Here is a 17579-nt window from a genome sequence, read left to right on the forward strand (position 1 = left end):
AAAAGCCAAGTTGTAAAAAGTTGTTTGAAAAGCCTTCCGGCGCTTCCTATAGTGACTCCGTCAACGAACAACCCAGTTTGCCAGCGATAGGCGGAGCCCATGAGCATCATCAACGATTACCCCCACGCAGAGCTGTCCAACCTGACCCGCGAGCGACTGATGCGGGCTTCGACGGCGTCGCTGCACACCCTGCTGCACAAGCGGGGTCTGAAGAACACCTATATCCAGAACGTCGGTCGCATGAACAAGAGCCAGGTCAAGATGGTGGGGCAGGCCTACACCCTGCGCTATATCCCGGCCCGCGAGGACCTGGACGTGGTGGCCGCCTTCCGTGATCCGGAGCACCCCCAGCGTCTGGCCGTGGAAAGTGTGCCGCCTGGCCGCGTACTGGTATCCGACTGCCGTCAGGATGCCAGCGCCGCGAGTGCCGGCAGCATTCTGCTGACCCGCCTGCAGGTGCGCGAATGTGCGGGCTTTGTGTCGGACGCCGGTGTGCGTGACTCGGAGTACGCCGAGAGCATGTCGATGCCGGTGTTCTGCACCAAGCCCAGCGCCCCGACCAACCTGACCAAGCACCACGCGGTGGATATCCAGCAGCCCATCGGCTGTGGCGGCGTGCCGGTCTATCCCGGCGACGTGCTGGTCGGCGACGGCGACGGCGTCATGGTGGTGCCGCTCGAGCTGGCCGACGAGATCGCCGAAGAAGCCAGTGGCATGGAGGCCTTCGAAGCCTACGTGCTGGACAAGGTCAACAACGGCGCGGCGGTCATCGGTCTTTATCCGCCCAACGAACAGGCCCAGGAGGAGTACCAGGCCTACCTGCGCGAGCAGAAGTCTCGCGGCTGAAGCAGGAGTCGCGCGGCCAGACAAGCGCCGCCTCATCTATCCCCACACAATCACAAAATAATTCCAGGAGTCGCCATGTTTGCTCTCACTCCCCTCAACGCCACCCTCAGCACGACCCTGCGCAAGCGCCTGATCAAGGGCGCGACCGGCGCTACCCTGGCCGGTGTGGCGCTGGCCGCGGTCGTCGCCGTGCCGACGGCCCAGGCCGACTTCCCCCAGCGTGACATCCGCATGATCGTGCCCTGGCCCGCCGGCGGCGGCGCGGATGCCATCTCGCGCAAGATCAGCAACCTGGCCGAGCAGTCGCTGCCGACCTCGATCTACGTCGAGAATATCGGCGGGGCGGTGACCGCCACCGGCCTGATGCAGTTGGCCAAGGCGCGTCCCGACGGCCACACCATCGGTGTGCTGACCTACGACAGCGTCGTCACCCTGCCGCGGGGCAACATGGTGCCCGGCTACTCGCTGGACAAGCTCGAGCCGTTCGCCCGCGTGACCCAAGAAGCCGACGCCATCGTGGTATCCAAGCAGTCGGGCTTCACCTCCTACGAGGAGCTGATCGAGGCGGCCAGGGAAAATCCCGGCACGGTGCGCATCGGTGTGGCGCCCCAAGGCTCTGGCCCCTACCTGGCGGTACGTCGCCTGGAGGCGGCCACCGGGGTCACCTTCAACGTGATCTCCTATCCGGGGTCGTCCACCGCCGAGGCCGAGGCGCTGCTGTCCGGCGAGATCGACGCCGCCATCTCGAGCCTGGGGGACTTCTCCGGAATCCTGTCCTCGGGTGACGCCCTTGGCGTGGTCGAGCTGTCCGGTTCGCAGAACCCGGCCTATCCCGAGGTGCCGCCGATCTCCGAATTCGACGTGGATCTCGAGACCGGCAGCTTCATCGTGCTGGCGGCGCCGGCCAATACCCCGGAAGACGCCATCGAGACCCTGGAGTCGACCTACCACGAGGCTTACCAGAGCGACGAGTTCCAGCAGTGGGTCACCAGTATCGGTGTCACCCCGGGCTGGCTCGGCAGCGAGGAAGTCAACGAGTGGATCGGCAGCTACCAGGAGCGGACCTTCGCCGCCATGGATGAGCTGGACCTGTAATCCCCGGGCGGAAAGCGCCTGACTGTCGAACGGCGACCTTCCGCCTCCTGCCATCATCTGGAGCGGGCGGGTAGAGCTCCCACCTCTGCCGGCCCGCTTCACTTCCCTTCCAACGAACACTGTGTTGTCGGTCTCCCGCCATTGGGGGCCGAGAGAGGTTTCGCATGTCTCGTTCATCTTCATCTCTGCTGGCGCGTGCGCTTGGCCTTGGCCCTGGCTCCAGTGCTGGCGCGATCCGTTTCCACGGCGTGCTGGCGCTGCTGGCCCTGGGCTACCTGATCGGTGGCCTGGCGATGGGGCCTCCGCTGGAGGCCGGCAAGCTGACGCCATCCTTCTTTCCGTTGCTGATCGGTGTGCTGGCCACCGTGCTGTGCGTGCTGCAGTGGTGGTCCTCGGTGCGCAGCGCCGCTGCCCTGGATCGGGACAACGCGGCCGATGAAGGCGATAGGCCGAGGGGCCGTCGTCTTTCGCCGGAGCTGACCCTGATGCTGGCGACTCTGGTCTATGTACTGGTGTTTCAGACACTCGGCTATGTGCTGTCCACCCTGGTCTATGTACTGGGAGTGATGCTGTTGTTCTCGGGGCTCGACAAGTGGTTGAGCAAGGCCCTGATCGCGCTGGCCATTACCGCGGTGGGCTTCGTGCTATTCAACCAGGTCTTCAACGTCCGTCTACCGACACTCTGGGGGTGAGCCATGATGACTGATGCAACCCGCTCGGCGCTCGCTGCCGGGCGACACGCCGGGGGTGACCCATGGACTTCCTGACCCAGGTGCTGGCGAGCTTCGGTTTGCTGCTCAATCCCACGGTGCTGTTCTATGTGGTGGCCGGCTTTCTGATCGGCACCGTGTTCTCGGCGATTCCCGGTCTGACCGCGACCCTGGCGCTGGCGCTATTGCTGCCGCTGACCTACAGCCTGGACGTGACCACGGCGCTGATGGCCTGTGCCAGCATCTATATGGCCGGCATGTGTGGCGGCAGCATCACCGCTACCACCATCAATATTCCCGGTGCACCCTCGTCGATGATGACGGCGCTGGAGGGCTACCCGATGCAGCAGCGCGGCGAAGGGCCTCTGGCGCTGGGCCATGCCTCCTTCGCCTCGATGATCGGCGGCGTGTTCGGGGCGGTACTGCTGGTGCTGCTGGCGCCCTTGATCGCCGACCTGTCGCTGCTGGTGCAGACCACCGGCAAGTGCGCGCTGATCCTGTTTGCGCTGATCGTCATCGTCATCGCCCAGCGGGGCAATGTCCGCCGTGCGGCTATCGCCGCCTGTCTGGGGCTGATGCTTGCCACCGTGGGGCTCGACGCCATGGTGCCGGTGGCCCGGTTCAGCTTCGGCATGGGTGACCTGGCGGCGGGGATCGACCTGATGCCGGTGATCATCGGTACCTTCGCCATCAGTGAGCTGTTGACCCAGCTTGCCGAGAACGACAAGGCCCAGGCCATTCGCGATAAGCTCAAGGGAGTGGCGAAGATTCGTCGCCGCGACTTCATCCCGTCGCGTTCGGCGATCCGCCGTATCGGCGCGGCCTGCTATCTGAAGTCTTCCACCATCGGCTATCTGGTAGGCACGCTGCCCGGGGCCGGGGGCTCCATGGGTGGCTTTCTGGCCTACGTGGAAGCGGTGCGTACCTCGCGCGAGCCGGACAGCTTCGGCAAGGGCAATCCCCAGGGGATCGCGGCGGCGGAAAGCGCCAACAACGCGGTCTGCGGCGGCGCCCTGGTGCCCATGTTGACCTTTGGTACCCCGGGCGACCCGATCACCGCCATCGTGCTCGGTGTGCTGGTCATCAACGGCATCCAGCCGGGGCCGCAGCTGATGGAATCCCAGGCTGGGCTGATCGCGCCCATGCTGGCGGCACTGATTTTCAGCGCGCTGATCCTGATTCCGCTGACCATGTACCTGCTCGGGCCATACTTTATCCGCATCGTGCGCATTCGCCGTGATGTGCTGTTTGGCTCGATCGCCATGCTGGCGGTGGTGGGCAGCTACGTGGCCACCTACTCGACCTTCCAGATGATGATGACGCTGGTCATGGGGGTACTGGCCTTCTACCTGAGAAAGCACGGCTATCCGGTGGTAACGCTGCTGCTCGGCTTTATCCTCGGCCCGGGCCTCGAGGAGTACCTGCGCCGTTCCCTGACCCTGTCCAACGGTGACCTGACGGTCTTCGTGACCCAGCCCGACAGTTTGTTCTTCATCGTGCTGACCGGGGTGTTCGTGTACTTCCTGGCGATCCGCAAGCCGGTGCAGTTGAAGGGTAGCCAGAACACGACCTGAGGCCCGTACAGATTCCAGAGCAGGAAACTTCAGCGCCTGTCCGACGGCATATCGCCCGGGTCAGGCGCTTTTTTTTGTTCATGATGCCGAGCGGAAGGGTCGGGCGAGTGGCCTGGTTGCCCACGATCCTCCATGAAGTCTTCGCTCGCTCCCTCCGCGTCAAACCAGTCGTCCCAGGTCTTGTCGGCAGGAGTGCGAGCGCCTCTTTGAGCTGTGGAGACGATACCGCCTCTATTTGCGTCTTCGGCAAAGGCGGCTGCCTCTGGCTGGCGTACCGCCTGGGAACGGTTGGATGGAAAGACGTAGCCTCTGCGCATCGTCGCGAGCCTCTTGTATGTAAAGGATGTGCCTAGCCTAGGCGAGCTTGCTCCTTGAAGGCATCTCCGGGGTGTCTCAGGGGCATCTTGGGGGCATTTCTGGGCAGACGCGACAAGTCGGGGCCCGCTGGAGAGTAGATCGACACCATCAAAAAAGGCCCTCGCCGGTGGCGAGGGCCTCGTTGATGGTGCGCCAGGGACGCCGGTGGGCTGGCGTCGCCTGTTGTAGAGAAGTAGAGAAGGAGAGAAGGAGAAAAAGAAAGAACGCTGGGCTAGCGCTTGCCGTTCACCTGGCGGGTCAGCCCCAGAGGGTTGTCGGCCTTGAGGCTGTCCGGGGCCAGGGCCTCGGGCATCGCCTGGTAGCACACCGGACGCAGGAAGCGCTGGATCGCGGCGCTGCCCACCGAGGTGGTGCGCGAGTCGGAGGTCGAGGGCCAGGGGCCGCCATGGACCATGGAGTGGCACACCTCGACGCCGGTGGGCCAGCCGTTGAACAGGATGCGACCGGCGCGACGCTCAAGCAGCGGCAGCAACTGGTCGGCCAGCGCGTAGTCGGCTTCCTCGAGGTGGACCGTGGCGGTCAGCTGGCCTTCCAGCGCGGTCAGCACCTGCTGCATCTGTGCTACCGAGTCGCACTCGACGATCAGCGCGCAGGCTCCAAAGACCTCGTCATGCAGAGCGGCGTTGCCGATGAAGTCACTGGCGCTGGTGCGCAGCAGGTGCGGCTGGCAGGGGCAGGCCAGATGGCCGGTGGCCTTGCCCTTGGCGACCAGGCTGACGCCCGGCTGGTCGACGAGTTGGGCGACTCCCTGCTCGTAGGCGGCGTGGATGCCGGGGGTCAGCATCAGCTGTGGGGCGGCTTCGCGTACCGCGGCACCGGCCTGCTCGACGAAGCGCTCAAGCGCGGCGCCGGACAGTGCCAGAATCAGCCCCGGGTTGGTGCAGAACTGACCGGCGCCCATGGTCAGCGACGCGACGAAGGCGTCGCCCAGGGCCTCGGCGTTGGCTTCCAGGTGCTGCGGCAGCAGCAGCACCGGATTGATGCTGCTCATCTCGGCGTAGACCGGGATCGGCTGGGGGCGTGCCTGGGCGGTGCGCAGCAGGGCGGTGCCGCCGTTGCGCGAGCCGGTGAAGCCCACCGCCTGGATGCGCGGGTCCTTGACCAGGGCCTGGCCGAGCTCGCTGCCGCTGCCGTAGAGCAGCGAGAACACGCCCTCGGGCATGTTGCTGCTCTTGGCGGCCTGCTGCAGGGCGCGCCCGACCAGCTCCGAGGTGCCGGGGTGGGCGGAGTGGGCCTTGACGATCACCGGGCAGCCCGCGGCCAGCGCGGCGGCGGTATCGCCGCCGGCCACCGAGAACGCCAGCGGGAAGTTGCTGGCGCCAAACACCGCCACCGGACCCAGCGGCACCTGCTGCTGGGCGAGGGAGGGGCGTGGCATGGGCGCGCGCTCGGGCAGGGCGTCCTCGATGCGCACGTCGAGATAGTCACCGCTGCGCAGGACCTCGGCGAACAGTCTGAGCTGTCCGCAGGTGCGGCCACGCTCGCCTTCAAGACGTGCCCTGGGCAGGCCGGTCTCGGCCATGCCGCGCTCGGTCAGGGTATCGCCGAGGGCATCGATATTGTCGGCTGCCGCCTCGAGAAAGGCCGCGCGGTCTGCAAGCGGCAGGCGGCGGTAGGCCAGGAAGGCGTCCTCGGCCAGCTGGCAGGCGCGCTCGACCTCGGCCTGGCCCGCCAGGGGGTAGGCCGGGGCAAGGGTCTCGCCGGAGGCGGGGTTGACCGCCGAGATGGTGCGTCCGTCGGTGGCACCGGCCACCGAGGCGAAGCCGATCAGATGATGACCTTCGAGTGTCATGGGGACTCCTGTTATTGCGCAGTGAAGATGATGAAAGGTGGCAAGGGGCGGCCGCTGCCAAACCGGGGTCGACGCGCACGAACGCCGAGTAGGGGAGTGGATAGCGAAGCGGCCGGAAGCATGTCCGGCCGCTCGGGGCTCAAGGGGTAGACGTCGATAGCGCCGTCACGCCGGTGGCCCGGGATGCTGCGATATGCCTCAGGGGCACATCTGGCCGCCGTTGACGTCGATCACCTGGCCGGTGATGTAGCCGCTGGCAGCGTGGGAGGCCAGGAACAGGAAGGACGGTGCAACCTCCTCGGAGGTGCCAAGGCGGCCCATGGCGATAGTGGAGGCGATCTTCTCTTTCACCTCAGCGCTCTTGTCTGCGTGGAAGGCGGTGTCGATGGTGCCCGGTGCGACGATGTTGAAGCGCACGTTGTCCTTGGTGAATTCCTTCACCCAGTTGCGATGCAGGTTGTGCAGCATGGCCTTGGAGCCGCCGTACAGGGAGGCGCCGAGGCCACCGCCTTCGCGACCGGCGATAGAACCGGTGCTGATGACGCTGGCGGTCTCGCCGCGCTTCTCGGCGGAGGCCTTCAGGTGCGGCATGGCGAAGCGGGTGGTCATGATCACCGAGCGCAGGTTCAGGTCCATCACCAGGTTGAAGTCGTCGTCCTCGAGGGACTCGAGGCCCTTGCGCACGCCGAGGCCGCCGGCGTTGTTCACCAGCACGTCAAGGCTGCCGAACTGATCGACAAATTCGTTGACCAGGGTCTCGCACTCGCCGCTCTTGGTCAGGTCGCGCTCATAGTAGGCGAAGCGCGCACCCTCGGACTCCAGCTGGGCGATCAGCTCCTCGGCGGCGCTGTCCTTCTGGCTGCTGTTGATGCCGACGATGGCACCCTGGCGGGCGAAGGCCACCGCGGCGGCACGACCGATGCCCTTGGTGGAGCCAGTGATAAGGACGGTCTTGTCGTTGAGATCGGCGAACATGAAGTGCTCCTGAACGAATCGGGCCTGCAACAGGCCGCATCATGGATGTTGATAGGAGAAAGGAGGGCGCAGCGCGACCAGCCTGGGATTGTGGGATAAACCTTAGCCTAGCGCTTGATGGACTTCAAACAAATACTAACAAGTGGGCATGGTACTTTGGTCTTGTGGGCAGGGAGCTGCTGTCAAAGAGAACTTTGGAAAGCTCGGTGCTTACGATTGAGAGTTTTGTTAAATCTTTGTAAATAAAAGGTTTTAGCGGGGTGTCGGCGATCGATTTTTCCTCTCGACAGGTGGCGGTGACGGCTCGTCTACGGGGCCCGTTAGCATAAAGTATAAGTTGTAATAACTTGTCTAGTTGGCGCCGTGGCGGCACTCTTGCAAGCGTTCTTTCCGGTGGCGGGTCGCCACGACCTTGACCGGATCCCCAGACGCTCGACGACAAGAGAGATAACTCATGCGAACGCTCCCACGCCTGCTTTGCGCCTCCCTGCTGGTGGCCACCTCCACGGTTGCCGTCGGTGACGACTATCCCTCCAAGCCGATCACCCTGATCGTGCCCTGGTCCGCCGGTGGCGGCACCGACGCCGTCGGTCGTCAGTTTGCCGCCGGTCTGCAGGAAGAGCTGGGGCAGCCGGTCAACGTGGTCAACCGTACCGGTGGCTCCGGTGTGGTCGGCCACATGGCGATGAAGATGGCGCGTCCCGATGGCTATACCCTGGGCCTGGGCACCGCCGAGATCGCGACCTATCGCCATATCGGCACCGCCGACCTGTCCTATGAGGACTTTACCCCGATCGCGCTGCTCAACCTCGATTATGCGGCCTTCACTGTCAACGCAGAGTCGCCCTGGCAGAACCTGGATGACGCCCTGTCCGACCTGGCCGCGTCACCCAACGAGTACACCGTATCGGGTTCTGCGCCAGGTGCTGCCTACCACCTGTCGTTCGCAGGCTTCCTCGACCAGCAGGGCATCGATCCGAATACCGTCAATCTGGTACCCAGCGAAGGCGCCGCGCCGGGCCTGCAGGAGCTGGCGGCGGGCGGTGTCGACATCGTCTTCTCGTCGCTGCCGGAAACCGAGTCCATGCGTGAATCCGATCGCGTCCGCACTCTGGCGGTGCTGTCCAGTGAACGCGAAGAAGCCTTCCCGGATATCCCGGCGGCCGGCGAGGTGACCGGTGATGACTGGTCCCACGGGTCCTGGCGTGGCCTGGTCGGCCCCGAGGGACTGCCTGAAGACATCTCCGAGCGCCTGTTGAGCGCCGCCGAGACGGTGTGGAACTCCGAGGACTTCCAGTCGTTCATGGAAGGCCGCGGCTTCGGCGCCGTGTGGGAAGGACCGGAAGGCTTTGAGGCATTCATGGCCGAACAGGATGCCAACAACGCCTCCATCATCGACAAGCTTGGCCTGGCCCAGTAACCGAGAGTCCAGAAACTGAAGGCCCAGTAAACGAGAGCCCAGTGACAGACCGCTCGGTGACAGAAAGCTCATCGAGCGGTCGGCTGGCACAGTCTGCAATACACCCGATTGAGCGCCGCATCGGCGGCGCACTGACAAAGGTGCGGTAACGCCCGGGAGATCGTCATCATGCGTACCAGTGACGCGGTATCGGGAACCATGGCGGCGGCCCTCGGGGCCGCCCTCATCGTCGCTTCCGCGGACTTGAGTCCGCTGCCGCGCCAGGTCTATGGCGCCGGCACCTTCCCCAAGGTGGTGGGGGCCCTGCTGCTGTTGATGGGAGGGCTATTGGTGCTCAAGGGCCTGCGCCAACGCCAGCCCTGGGCGCGGTGGACCTCCAAGGTAACCGGCCGAGCGTTTGTGCTGGCGCTGGCGGCGGTGGTCACCAGTGTCATCGCCTACGTGGTGCTCACGCCGCTGCTGGGTTTTCCGATCGTTGCGGTGGCGCTTCTGACGCTGTTGTTTCGCGCCTATCACCGTCGTGGTTGGGGGCGTGCGCTGTTGATCGCGGTGATTGCCACGACCGTGATCTGGATGCTGTTCGCACAGCTTCTGCACGTGCCGCTGGAGGCAGGACTGCTTGAACGGGTGCTCTACTGATGAATGAATTGATGCAAGCCGCTGCCATGGTGCTCGACGGCGAGGTGCTTTTGGTGATTGTCGCCGCCTCGTTGTTCGGACTCTTCATGGGAGCTATCCCTGGTCTCACCGCCACCATGGCAACCGCCTTGCTGGTGCCGGTGACCTTTTTCATGGAGCCGCTGCCGGCCATCGCCGCCATCGTCTCCGCCACCGCCATGGCGATCGTCGCCGGTGACATTCCCGGTGCCTTGCTGCGCATGCCGGGGACGCCAGCGTCGGCGGTCTACGCCGACGAAGCCTACCTGATGGGCAAGAAGGGCAAGCTTGGCCTGGCACTTGGTATCAACGTCACCTGTTCGATGCTCGGCGGCATCATCGGGGTCGCGGTGCTGGCGCTGTTTGCCCCGCGGATCGCCGAATTTGCCCTGCAGTTCACCAGCGACGAGTACTTCTGGCTGGCGCTGCTGGGGTTGTCCTGTGCGATCCTGGTCGCCGGCGGTGATCCGCTCAAGGGCGCCATCTCGATGCTGATCGGCCTGTCGCTGGCGATGATCGGCATGGACAGTGTATCCGGCCAGATGCGCTTCACCATGGGCAGCTATGACCTGCTCGCGGGTATCTCGTTGCTGCCGGTGCTGATCGGCCTGTTCGCCATCACCGAGCTGCTGCGCAGCCTGCCCAACGCCGGGCAGCGCGCCTCAAGGGTGGAAACGCCCAAGGGCAAGCTGCTCGACGGCGTGGCCCGTACCACCTGGCGCTACAAGGGCGGCGTCGCCCGCGGCGGGCTGCTCGGCACCATGATCGGTGCACTGCCGGGCGCCGGCGCCGACATCGCCTCCTGGATCAGCTATGCCATCAGCCGCAAGCTGTCGCGGGAGCCGCAGAAGTACGGCACCGGCCATCCGGAAGGGCTGGTCTCGGCCAGCGCCGCCAACAACGCGGCCCTGTCCGGCGCCTATATCCCGGCCCTGGTGTTCGGCATTCCGGGGGATACCGTCACCGCCATCATCATCGGCGTGCTGACCACCAAGGGCATTACCCCGGGCCCCGACGTCTTCACCGAGCAGGGGGCTCTGGTCAACGCCATCTTCATGGTGTTCGTGCTGGCCAACCTGTTGCTGCTGCCGCTGGGGCTGATGGCGATCAAGGGCGCCGGCAGGCTGCTGGCCGTGCCCACTGGCGTTCTCTACCCATTGATCCTGATGTTTTGTATCGTGGGGGCCTTCTCCGCCAATAACAGCATGTTCGATGTCTGGGTGATGCTCGGTCTGGGACTGGTCGGCGTATTCCTGATGGAGAATGATTTCCCGCTGGGCCCGCTGATTCTGGCCTTTATTCTCGGCCCGATCATCGAGAGCAATTTCATGCGCTCGATCCTCAAGTCAGACGGTGACCTGATGGCCTTCGTCGACCGACCCATCGCCATGGTGCTGGCGGGGCTGGCGATCCTGACCTGGACCCTGATCATCGCCAACGGCGTGTGGAAGGGCCGCAAGGCCGGCAAGGGCGGCGGAGTCACCACCGAGGCATCCTGATCCGCAGGCGGTGGTGATCCGCCCGGATAGGGCAGGAAGAGGCGAGAGGCGCCCTGTGTGGCCTAAAGGCCCAATGCGGGGCGCCTTTTGCAGTGGTAAAAGGGAGGTGGCGCCTGATGGTACAAGCCAGGCGGCTTCCAGGGAACAGAGAACCGGAGCAGGGCAAGATGGCACAAGACGAAAAATTTTCACTGGCTTCGGCGGTCTACGAGAAGATTCTGGAAGCGATCATCGAGGGCCAGTATCCGGTCAACAAGAAGCTGCCGACCGAAGCGCAACTGTGCCAGCGCTACGAAGTGTCCCGGCCGGTGCTGCGCGATGCCCTGGCGCGCCTCAAGGAAGACGAGCTGGTGGTATCCCGGCGGGGCTCCGGCAGTTTCGTGATCCGTCAGCCCGACAGTGCGGTGCTCAAGTTCGCGCCGATCTCGAGCATCGCCGATATCCAGCGCTGCTTCGAGTTTCGTACCAATGTCGAGGCGCGGGCGGCGCACCTGGCGGCGTTGCGACGCACCCAGGACCAGCTCGACCAGATCCGTCGCTGCTACGACATCATCGATGAGGCCAACGCCCGCCACGATCTGGCCACCGACGAGGACTATCGCTTCCACCTGGCGATCACCGAGGCGGCCAGCAACCACTACTACATCACCGTGCTGAAGTCGCTCAACGAGAGCATCAAGGAAGGCATGAACCTGACCCGGGGGCTGTCATTGATGGCCTCTCAGGAGCGCTTGAAGCTGGTCCAGGATGAGCACCTGGCGATCGTCGAGGCGATCAGCGACAAGGATGGCGAGCGCGCCGAAGCCGCCATGCGCGCCCATATCGACAACGCCCGGCATCGCATGTTCGAGGGGAGCCAATAGGGGTGCGGGGGAGTGCTGGCGTGCCCGAGCGCGGCCCTCCAGGATAGTTTGAAGTGGGTCGCTGAGTGGCTCGGGACTCGGAAGATTAGGAAGGTATTCCCGAGCGAGTGTTCTTTATCTGCACATGGACAGCCCAGCTGTCTGGCCTGGTGGCGTGCTTAGCTGTGTGTGCCCTGTTCTTCGCTTGTCTCTCCATGTGGCACGTCAGTACGCTGGCTTTTGGCATAGACAAACTCTGGGTCAAGATCGATTCCTGATTCCCATTCGATGGTGTCAAATGATACCCGAACGCGATCAAATGCCTTGCGATCCTTTAGCTTCTGAAACACTCCAAAATCCAGGTAGGGTTTCATATCCAGGACGCCATTCTCTCCGTTGTCAAAATGGATCGAGAGGCGATAGTCGTCAATCGGTGTAACCTTTTTCACAGATGGGTACATGATTTCCCCCCTCACTGTAACGGCTGGATCTTGAAGGGTTCTTCGCCGTTCATGACCAGTCGCCAGTCTGCCATCAATTCGTCCTGATGAAGCTCGGCCCATGCCAGGACAAGCTTGGTTTGCTTCCTTGGCAGATCTCCTTAAATAATCTCACATGTACGGATATTGATCGTTCCCTTGTGTTCGCCGTAGTAGACATGGAAATGCGGCGGCGGGTGTTCTTTTGGAGCATAGTACATCCGAATGATGATGCCATAAAACATTGAAATTGTAGGCATTCAACCTCTCCTGCCCGAATATGCTGGTGCTGCTCTCGTGGCAATGGTGTGCGAGAGGCCTGACAGGAAGTAGTGTGAATAGCAGCTCCGAGCTCAGGCGGCCTATTGTGAAGCTAGCCGGGGCGCGGCGGTCATGTCCAGATGGCACGCCCGACTCCAATCGTATCCACCAGGCGGCTGACAGTCAGTCGTTTTCCTAAGGCTCGTTGCCGCCAGAGGGGATCTTGCCGACGCTGGTGAATCTCGAGGTGGCTCAGGCCAAGTTCGTGGCCCTCGCTATGATCGATAGCCCGGCCAGCGAGCGAGCCCCGTCGACGATGCTCGTCGACCTCGATGGTGTTCCCCTCACGCACGTCTTTACAGGATAAGCCCCGCCGAGGCGGGGCTTATCTCTTTACAACGGTGTACAGCGGTGGCTTTCGTACTCGCAGGGCTGCTGCGGGTCGCTTCGGGGGTCAGTAGAACAACAGCGGGTCGAGGATGCCCTGGGGATAGGTCAGGGTCAGAAACTCTGCCATGGCCAGCAGGAATGCCAGTACCCCCAGCGCCATCAGCACCGTGACCCAGGGCTTGAGCTTGGCGATGGCCAGCAGGAACACCAGGGTGAACAGTGTGGCCGTGGTGATGAAGCCCAGCGTCAGCATGGCGGCGACGAGGGCAAAGAAGCCGACCAGCCAGATGGCTTCTCGGGCGAAGGTCTGACGCTCCCAGCGGGGACGACGTACCACGCTGCGGACGATCTCGGCCAGGCAGGCGAGGGCCATGATGGCAATCGCGAGCCGTGGCATGATGCCGCCGATCAGTGACAACTCCGAGACGTTGACCCAGGCGCTGGCCGCCAGCGCCAGCAGGGCTCCCAGCAGCACGATATCGATGATCCCCAGACGATGGGATTCAGCGTCGGGCTTTGGCTCGGTGGCCGCGGCGCCCACCGACATCGGCTGACGCCGCTTCTTGATCTGCTTGCCGATCACCGGAATGAACATGGCGGCAAGAATCATGGCGCCGATGATCAGCACGCCGGGGCGCAGGAAGGCGTCGGTGCCCTGGAACTGGACCGCCTGGTAGAAGTAGGCCTCGGCGCCCGGTGCCAGCACAAAACCGATCAGGAAGGCCGGACGTGACCAGTTGGCCTGCTTGAACAGCACGCCCAGCACGCCGATGGCACCCAGTGCGAGCAGATCGCCGGTGGCGCGGGTGGCCTGGAAGGCGGCGAACATGATCAGCACCGTGATCAGTGGCGCCAGGGTGGCAAAGGGCACCCGGGTCAGGTTGGCCACGGGACGGGCCAGGATCAGGCATAGCGCGGCGCCGAGGATATTGGCGAGGGCCAGCGACCAGATGATGGTGTAGGTCAGGTCCAGATGGGTCTCGATCATGCCGACCCCGGGCTGCAGGCCGAGCAGCAGCAGGCCGCCGAGGAACACCGCCGCAGTGCCCGAGCCGGGCACCCCGAACAGCAAGGTCGGCACCATCGCGCCACAGGCGCAGGCGTTGTTGGCCGACTCCGGGGCGATGACGCCGCGAATATCCCCCTTGCCGAACTCGGAGCTGTCCTTGGCCGATTGCACCGCATGGCCGTAGGTCAGCCAGTCCACCACCGAGCCAGCGAGCCCCGGAATGGTGCCGACCAGGCTGCCGATGGCGGCGCAGCGTGCGACCAGCCCGCGCTGCTCGCCGACGTCCTGGATACCGCGACGCCAGCCTTCGCCGAGACGGCAGGGCTTTTCGGCGATGGCGCCTCGCTTGACCAGCAGATCGATGATCTCCGGCAGGGCGAAGATGCCGAGGCCGACGACCACCAGCGGCAGGCCATCGAACAGGTAGTCGATGTCGAGGTTCAGGCGAAATTCTCCGGTGGCCGGTGCCATGCCGATACCGCCCACCAGCAGACCCAGGCCACAGGCGGCCAGACCCTTGAACAGGTCCGCACCCGACAGCACTGCCACCATGGAAAGCCCGAGCAGGGTCAGCATGAACAGTTCCGATGACGAGAACGACAGCACCAGCGGCCTGGCGATCAGGATAAAGCCGGTCAGTACCACGGCACCGATCAGGCCGCCGATCATCGATGCCAGAAAGGCGCTGGACAGGGCCCGTGCGGCCTGGCCTTTCTTGGCCAGGGAGAAACCGTCGATGACGGTGGCCTGTGACGCGCTGGAGCCGGGAATGCCCAGCAGCACGGAGGCGAAGGTGTCGCCGGTGGGGATGACCGCCACCAGGCCCATCAGCATGCCGAGTGCGACCGTGGGCTCCATGCCGTAGAGAAAGGGCAGCAGCAGTGACATGCCGGCGATGCCGCCGAGGCCTGGAATGATGCCGACGACCAGGCCGACCAGCACCCCCAGCGTCATGAACAGCAGATGGGACAGGGTAAACAGCTGTCCCAGGCTGGAAAGAAGGATATCAAGCATGGCGTGTGGCTCTCGAGTTGTTGGTGACGCCCGAGGGCGTCTTGTTGAAGTCGTTGAGCCAGGAGGCGCCGGCCGTCGCGGCCGGCGCTTCCCGAACGGTGTCAGATCCTGGCGTTGTGCTTCTCCTCGAGCCACTTGGCCAGCCACTCACGGGTCGCCTCATCGATCGACATGGCGTCTTCCAGGTGGCGCTGGATGACGTCACCGATGACCGGGGTATAGGGGCCGAGCTGGGCCTCTGCGTCCTGCTTGAACTCATCGGTGGCGACGAACTCGCGGGCTGCGTCACGGTAGGCGTCGACCAGCTCCTGAGGGGTGTCCCTGGGCACCATGATCAGCTTCTGCAGGGCGAAGCCAGAGGCGAAGAACTTGCGAAATGCCTCATAGGCAGGCCCGGAGGGCGCCTCGCCGTGACGCGCCTGGTAGACCTCGTTGAAGGTCGGCAGGTCGGGGAAGGCCGGGTCGCGAACAATCTTGCCGTCGTCGTCGAGCAGGCCCAGCGAGAACAACGGCACTGCCTTGCCGGACTCGACCAGCGGGGTGACGTTGCTCAGGTAGGCCGAGCTGGTCTGGAAATCGATGTCCGCTTCGCCGCGTTCGAAGGCCAGTCGTCCCTCGCCGCGGCTACGCATACCGAACACCGCTTGGACGTCGGCGCCGAGCAGGTCGAGGGCGATCAGCACGGGCAGCTCGAGACCGGTGGGGTTCTGGGCGGCCAGCTTGACCGGCTGGCTGAGCAGGGCATCGATCGCCGCGTCGGCGGTGTCGCCAAGGCTCGGCTGGCCATAAACCACCCCGCCGGTGGGGGTCGCCAGGATCGGCGTCCATTCGCTGTAGTCATAGCGTACGCGGCGATCATCCAGCATCGCCGGGTACTGGGTGGATGCCGATGTGCCGAGCCAGTTTGAACCGTCGGCCTTGGCGCGCATGGCGAACAGATTGGCGCCATTGATCGAGCCGCCTCCCGGGACGTTGTCGATCATGATGGTCGGCTCGCCGGAGATATAGTCGCTGAGCCAGGGTGAAAAGAAGCGCGCCCACACATCGGTGCCGCCGCCGACGCCGAACGGCACGGTCCACTTGATATTGGCGGGTACCTCGACCTCTGCGGCCTGGGCATTGCCGGCGAGGCTGGCGCCTGCGATGGCGATGCCGAGTGCCGCGGCCCTGGTAACGCGGGACAAGGCGAGGCGTGATGCGGTGAACGAGGAAGGTTTACGGGTCTTCATGGCGTGTCTCCTGACGGTCGTTGTGACGATTGTTATGTCGGTTGGGGAGGTGGTGATTGTTATGGCGGTTGTGGTTGTCGGGCGCGGCGGCGCTCGGCGCAGCCGGCAGCGTCCTTGTCGGTGCAGATCAGTCCGGGCCGGGGCGGCTGGAAGACGTGCCGGGCAGAGTAGGGTCGGGCAGGGCGTAGAACAGGGTGCCGCTCATGATCTTTCTGGCGGTGCGGATCAATGAGGCCCGGGCGATATCGCCGGGGTCGCCGTCGCGGTGTTCCACCTGGAGGTCGATGAAGCCCGACGGGTGCTCCAGGCTGACGGCCGCCTTGAGGTCACCGGCCTTGAGTTGCCCTGCATCGATGGCGATGCGATTGGCGACGGTGCCAGGGACGCTGACGGCGCTCGCCACAGCGATGGCACCGGTGACAGCGATCGCCTTGTGACAGCGATGGGGGACAAAGTAGCGGGTGCACAGGGTGCGCTCGGCATCCTCGGCGGGCGAGGCCAGCACTGGCTTCGGTAGCACGCTGTCGCTGACGTCACCAAGCCCCATCAGCTCTCCTGCATGACGACGGATCCTCTCCAGACGCTTGAGCAGGTCGCTGTCGGCGTCCAGCTCGAGCGGCGTCTCGCGGCCACTCAGTCCAAGCTCTCGCGCGTCGATCATGATGATCGGGGTGGCCGCATCCAGGCAGGATACGGTGACACCGTCGATGGTGTCGGCGGCCTGGCCGGTCGGGAGTAGTCCCGACGTCTTGGTTCCGACGATGTCGAGAAAGCTCAGTTGAATGGCTGCGGAACTGCCGGGGACACCGCTGATGCGAGTGTCACCGTCGTAGCGGACCTGGCCGGCGTCGGTGGGTACGTGGCACTCGATCAGTCGCTGGGTGTTGAGGTTGCGTACCCGCACCAGGGTGTAGTCCGGTTGCGGCTCCACCAGGCCGGACTCGATGGCGTAGGGGCCGACGGCAGACAGCATGTTGCCGCAGTTGGGGTTGAAGTCGACACGGCGGTTGAGCACGTCCACCTGGGCGAACAGGTAGTCCACGTCGGCGTCCGGGTGGCTGGAGCGCTCGACGATGGCCACCTTGCTGGTCAACGGGTCGCCGCCGCCGATTCCGTCGATCTGCAGGGCGTGGCCGGAGCCCATCAGGCTGATCAGGATTTCCGCCCTGGCGGGCTCGTCGTCGGGTAGGTCGCTCATGCGCAGGAAGGGCCCGCGGGAGGTGCCGCCGCGCATGATCATGCAGGGGATGCTGTTCATCATCGTGATGCCACGCCGTTGTTGGAGGTCGTGGTATCAGCTTGTCAGGCGTCTATTGATGCTTCAAATGCAAAGTTTGGCGTCTATCAATGCGAAATTAGGATTAATGCGCTATGATTATTAGTCCAAAAGCCTTCATGCAAGAGTGACC

14 protein-coding genes and 1 pseudogene are annotated in these 17579 nt (G+C 64.3%); 8 read left to right on the forward strand and 7 right to left on the reverse strand.

Going from position 1 to position 17579, the window contains the following annotated elements:
• Positions 1-99: 99 nt before the first annotated feature.
• The 4 genes from C6W88_RS04995 (at position 100) to C6W88_RS05010 (ending at position 4225) form a co-directional block, all read left to right on the forward strand.
• Positions 100-846, forward strand: coding sequence for a ribonuclease activity regulator RraA (locus C6W88_RS04995; RefSeq protein WP_045994114.1), 747 nt, complete (start codon positions 100-102; stop codon positions 844-846).
• 75 nt (positions 847-921) lie between these two features.
• A complete protein-coding gene (locus C6W88_RS05000; RefSeq protein ID WP_083970552.1) occupies positions 922-1941 on the forward strand; it encodes a Bug family tripartite tricarboxylate transporter substrate binding protein in 1020 nt (339 codons plus the stop codon).
• Between the two features lie 164 nt (positions 1942-2105).
• Positions 2106-2633 carry a tripartite tricarboxylate transporter TctB family protein gene (locus C6W88_RS05005; protein ID WP_108131716.1) on the forward strand — a complete coding sequence of 176 codons (528 nt, stop codon included), beginning with the start codon at positions 2106-2108 and terminating at the stop codon, positions 2631-2633.
• 62 nt (positions 2634-2695) lie between these two features.
• Entirely contained in the window at positions 2696-4225 is a 1530-nt protein-coding gene (locus tag C6W88_RS05010) for a tripartite tricarboxylate transporter permease (protein ID WP_108131717.1), read from the forward strand.
• A 589-nt stretch (positions 4226-4814) separates the two neighbouring features.
• Here C6W88_RS05010 and C6W88_RS05020 read toward each other — a convergent pair.
• Positions 4815-6395 (reverse strand): aldehyde dehydrogenase (NADP(+)), encoded by a 1581-nt coding sequence (locus C6W88_RS05020; RefSeq protein ID WP_108131718.1) that lies wholly within the window; start codon positions 6393-6395, stop codon positions 4815-4817.
• A gap of 198 nt (positions 6396-6593) precedes the next feature.
• Positions 6594-7370: an SDR family NAD(P)-dependent oxidoreductase gene (locus C6W88_RS05025; protein ID WP_045994118.1), complete on the reverse strand. Its 777-nt coding sequence runs from the start codon at positions 7368-7370 to the stop codon at positions 6594-6596.
• Positions 7371-7824: 454 nt separating this feature from the next.
• On the opposite strand from C6W88_RS05025, the gene C6W88_RS05030 reads away from it, so the two are divergent.
• From C6W88_RS05030 to C6W88_RS05045, 4 genes are all read left to right on the forward strand, one after another.
• Entirely contained in the window at positions 7825-8790 is a 966-nt protein-coding gene (locus C6W88_RS05030) for a Bug family tripartite tricarboxylate transporter substrate binding protein (RefSeq protein ID WP_108131719.1), read from the forward strand.
• A gap of 168 nt (positions 8791-8958) precedes the next feature.
• A complete protein-coding gene (locus tag C6W88_RS05035) occupies positions 8959-9429 on the forward strand; it encodes a tripartite tricarboxylate transporter TctB family protein (RefSeq protein WP_108131720.1) in 471 nt (156 codons plus the stop codon).
• Positions 9429-10946: a tripartite tricarboxylate transporter permease gene (locus C6W88_RS05040; RefSeq protein ID WP_231498536.1), complete on the forward strand. Its 1518-nt coding sequence runs from the start codon at positions 9429-9431 to the stop codon at positions 10944-10946. Before C6W88_RS05035 ends, C6W88_RS05040 begins: the two co-directional genes overlap by 1 nt.
• 167 nt (positions 10947-11113) lie before the next feature.
• Positions 11114-11809, forward strand: coding sequence for a FadR/GntR family transcriptional regulator (locus C6W88_RS05045; RefSeq protein WP_108131721.1), 696 nt, complete (start codon positions 11114-11116; stop codon positions 11807-11809).
• Positions 11810-11967: 158 nt separating this feature from the next.
• Here the strand turns inward: C6W88_RS05045 and C6W88_RS05050 are convergent, their stop codons facing one another.
• The 5 genes and pseudogenes from C6W88_RS05050 to C6W88_RS05070 form a co-directional block, all read right to left on the reverse strand.
• Entirely contained in the window at positions 11968-12249 is a 282-nt protein-coding gene (locus C6W88_RS05050; protein WP_108131746.1) for a DUF2442 domain-containing protein, read from the reverse strand.
• Positions 12250-12260: 11 nt separating this feature from the next.
• Positions 12261-12527 (reverse strand): annotated as a pseudogene (locus C6W88_RS21965) (DUF4160 domain-containing protein).
• 455 nt (positions 12528-12982) lie between these two features.
• Complete coding sequence (locus tag C6W88_RS05060; RefSeq protein WP_108131722.1) at positions 12983-14941, reverse strand: tripartite tricarboxylate transporter permease; 1959 nt, start codon at positions 14939-14941, stop codon at positions 12983-12985.
• A gap of 101 nt (positions 14942-15042) precedes the next feature.
• Positions 15043-16170, reverse strand: coding sequence for a Bug family tripartite tricarboxylate transporter substrate binding protein (locus C6W88_RS05065; protein ID WP_108131723.1), 1128 nt, complete (start codon positions 16168-16170; stop codon positions 15043-15045).
• Between the two features lie 127 nt (positions 16171-16297).
• Positions 16298-17431 (reverse strand): 4-oxalomesaconate tautomerase, encoded by a 1134-nt coding sequence (locus tag C6W88_RS05070; protein ID WP_108131724.1) that lies wholly within the window; start codon positions 17429-17431, stop codon positions 16298-16300.
• Positions 17432-17579 lie beyond the last annotated feature (148 nt).

Source organism: Halomonas litopenaei, assembly GCF_003045775.1.
GTDB classification, from domain to species: domain Bacteria; phylum Pseudomonadota; class Gammaproteobacteria; order Pseudomonadales; family Halomonadaceae; genus Halomonas; species Halomonas litopenaei.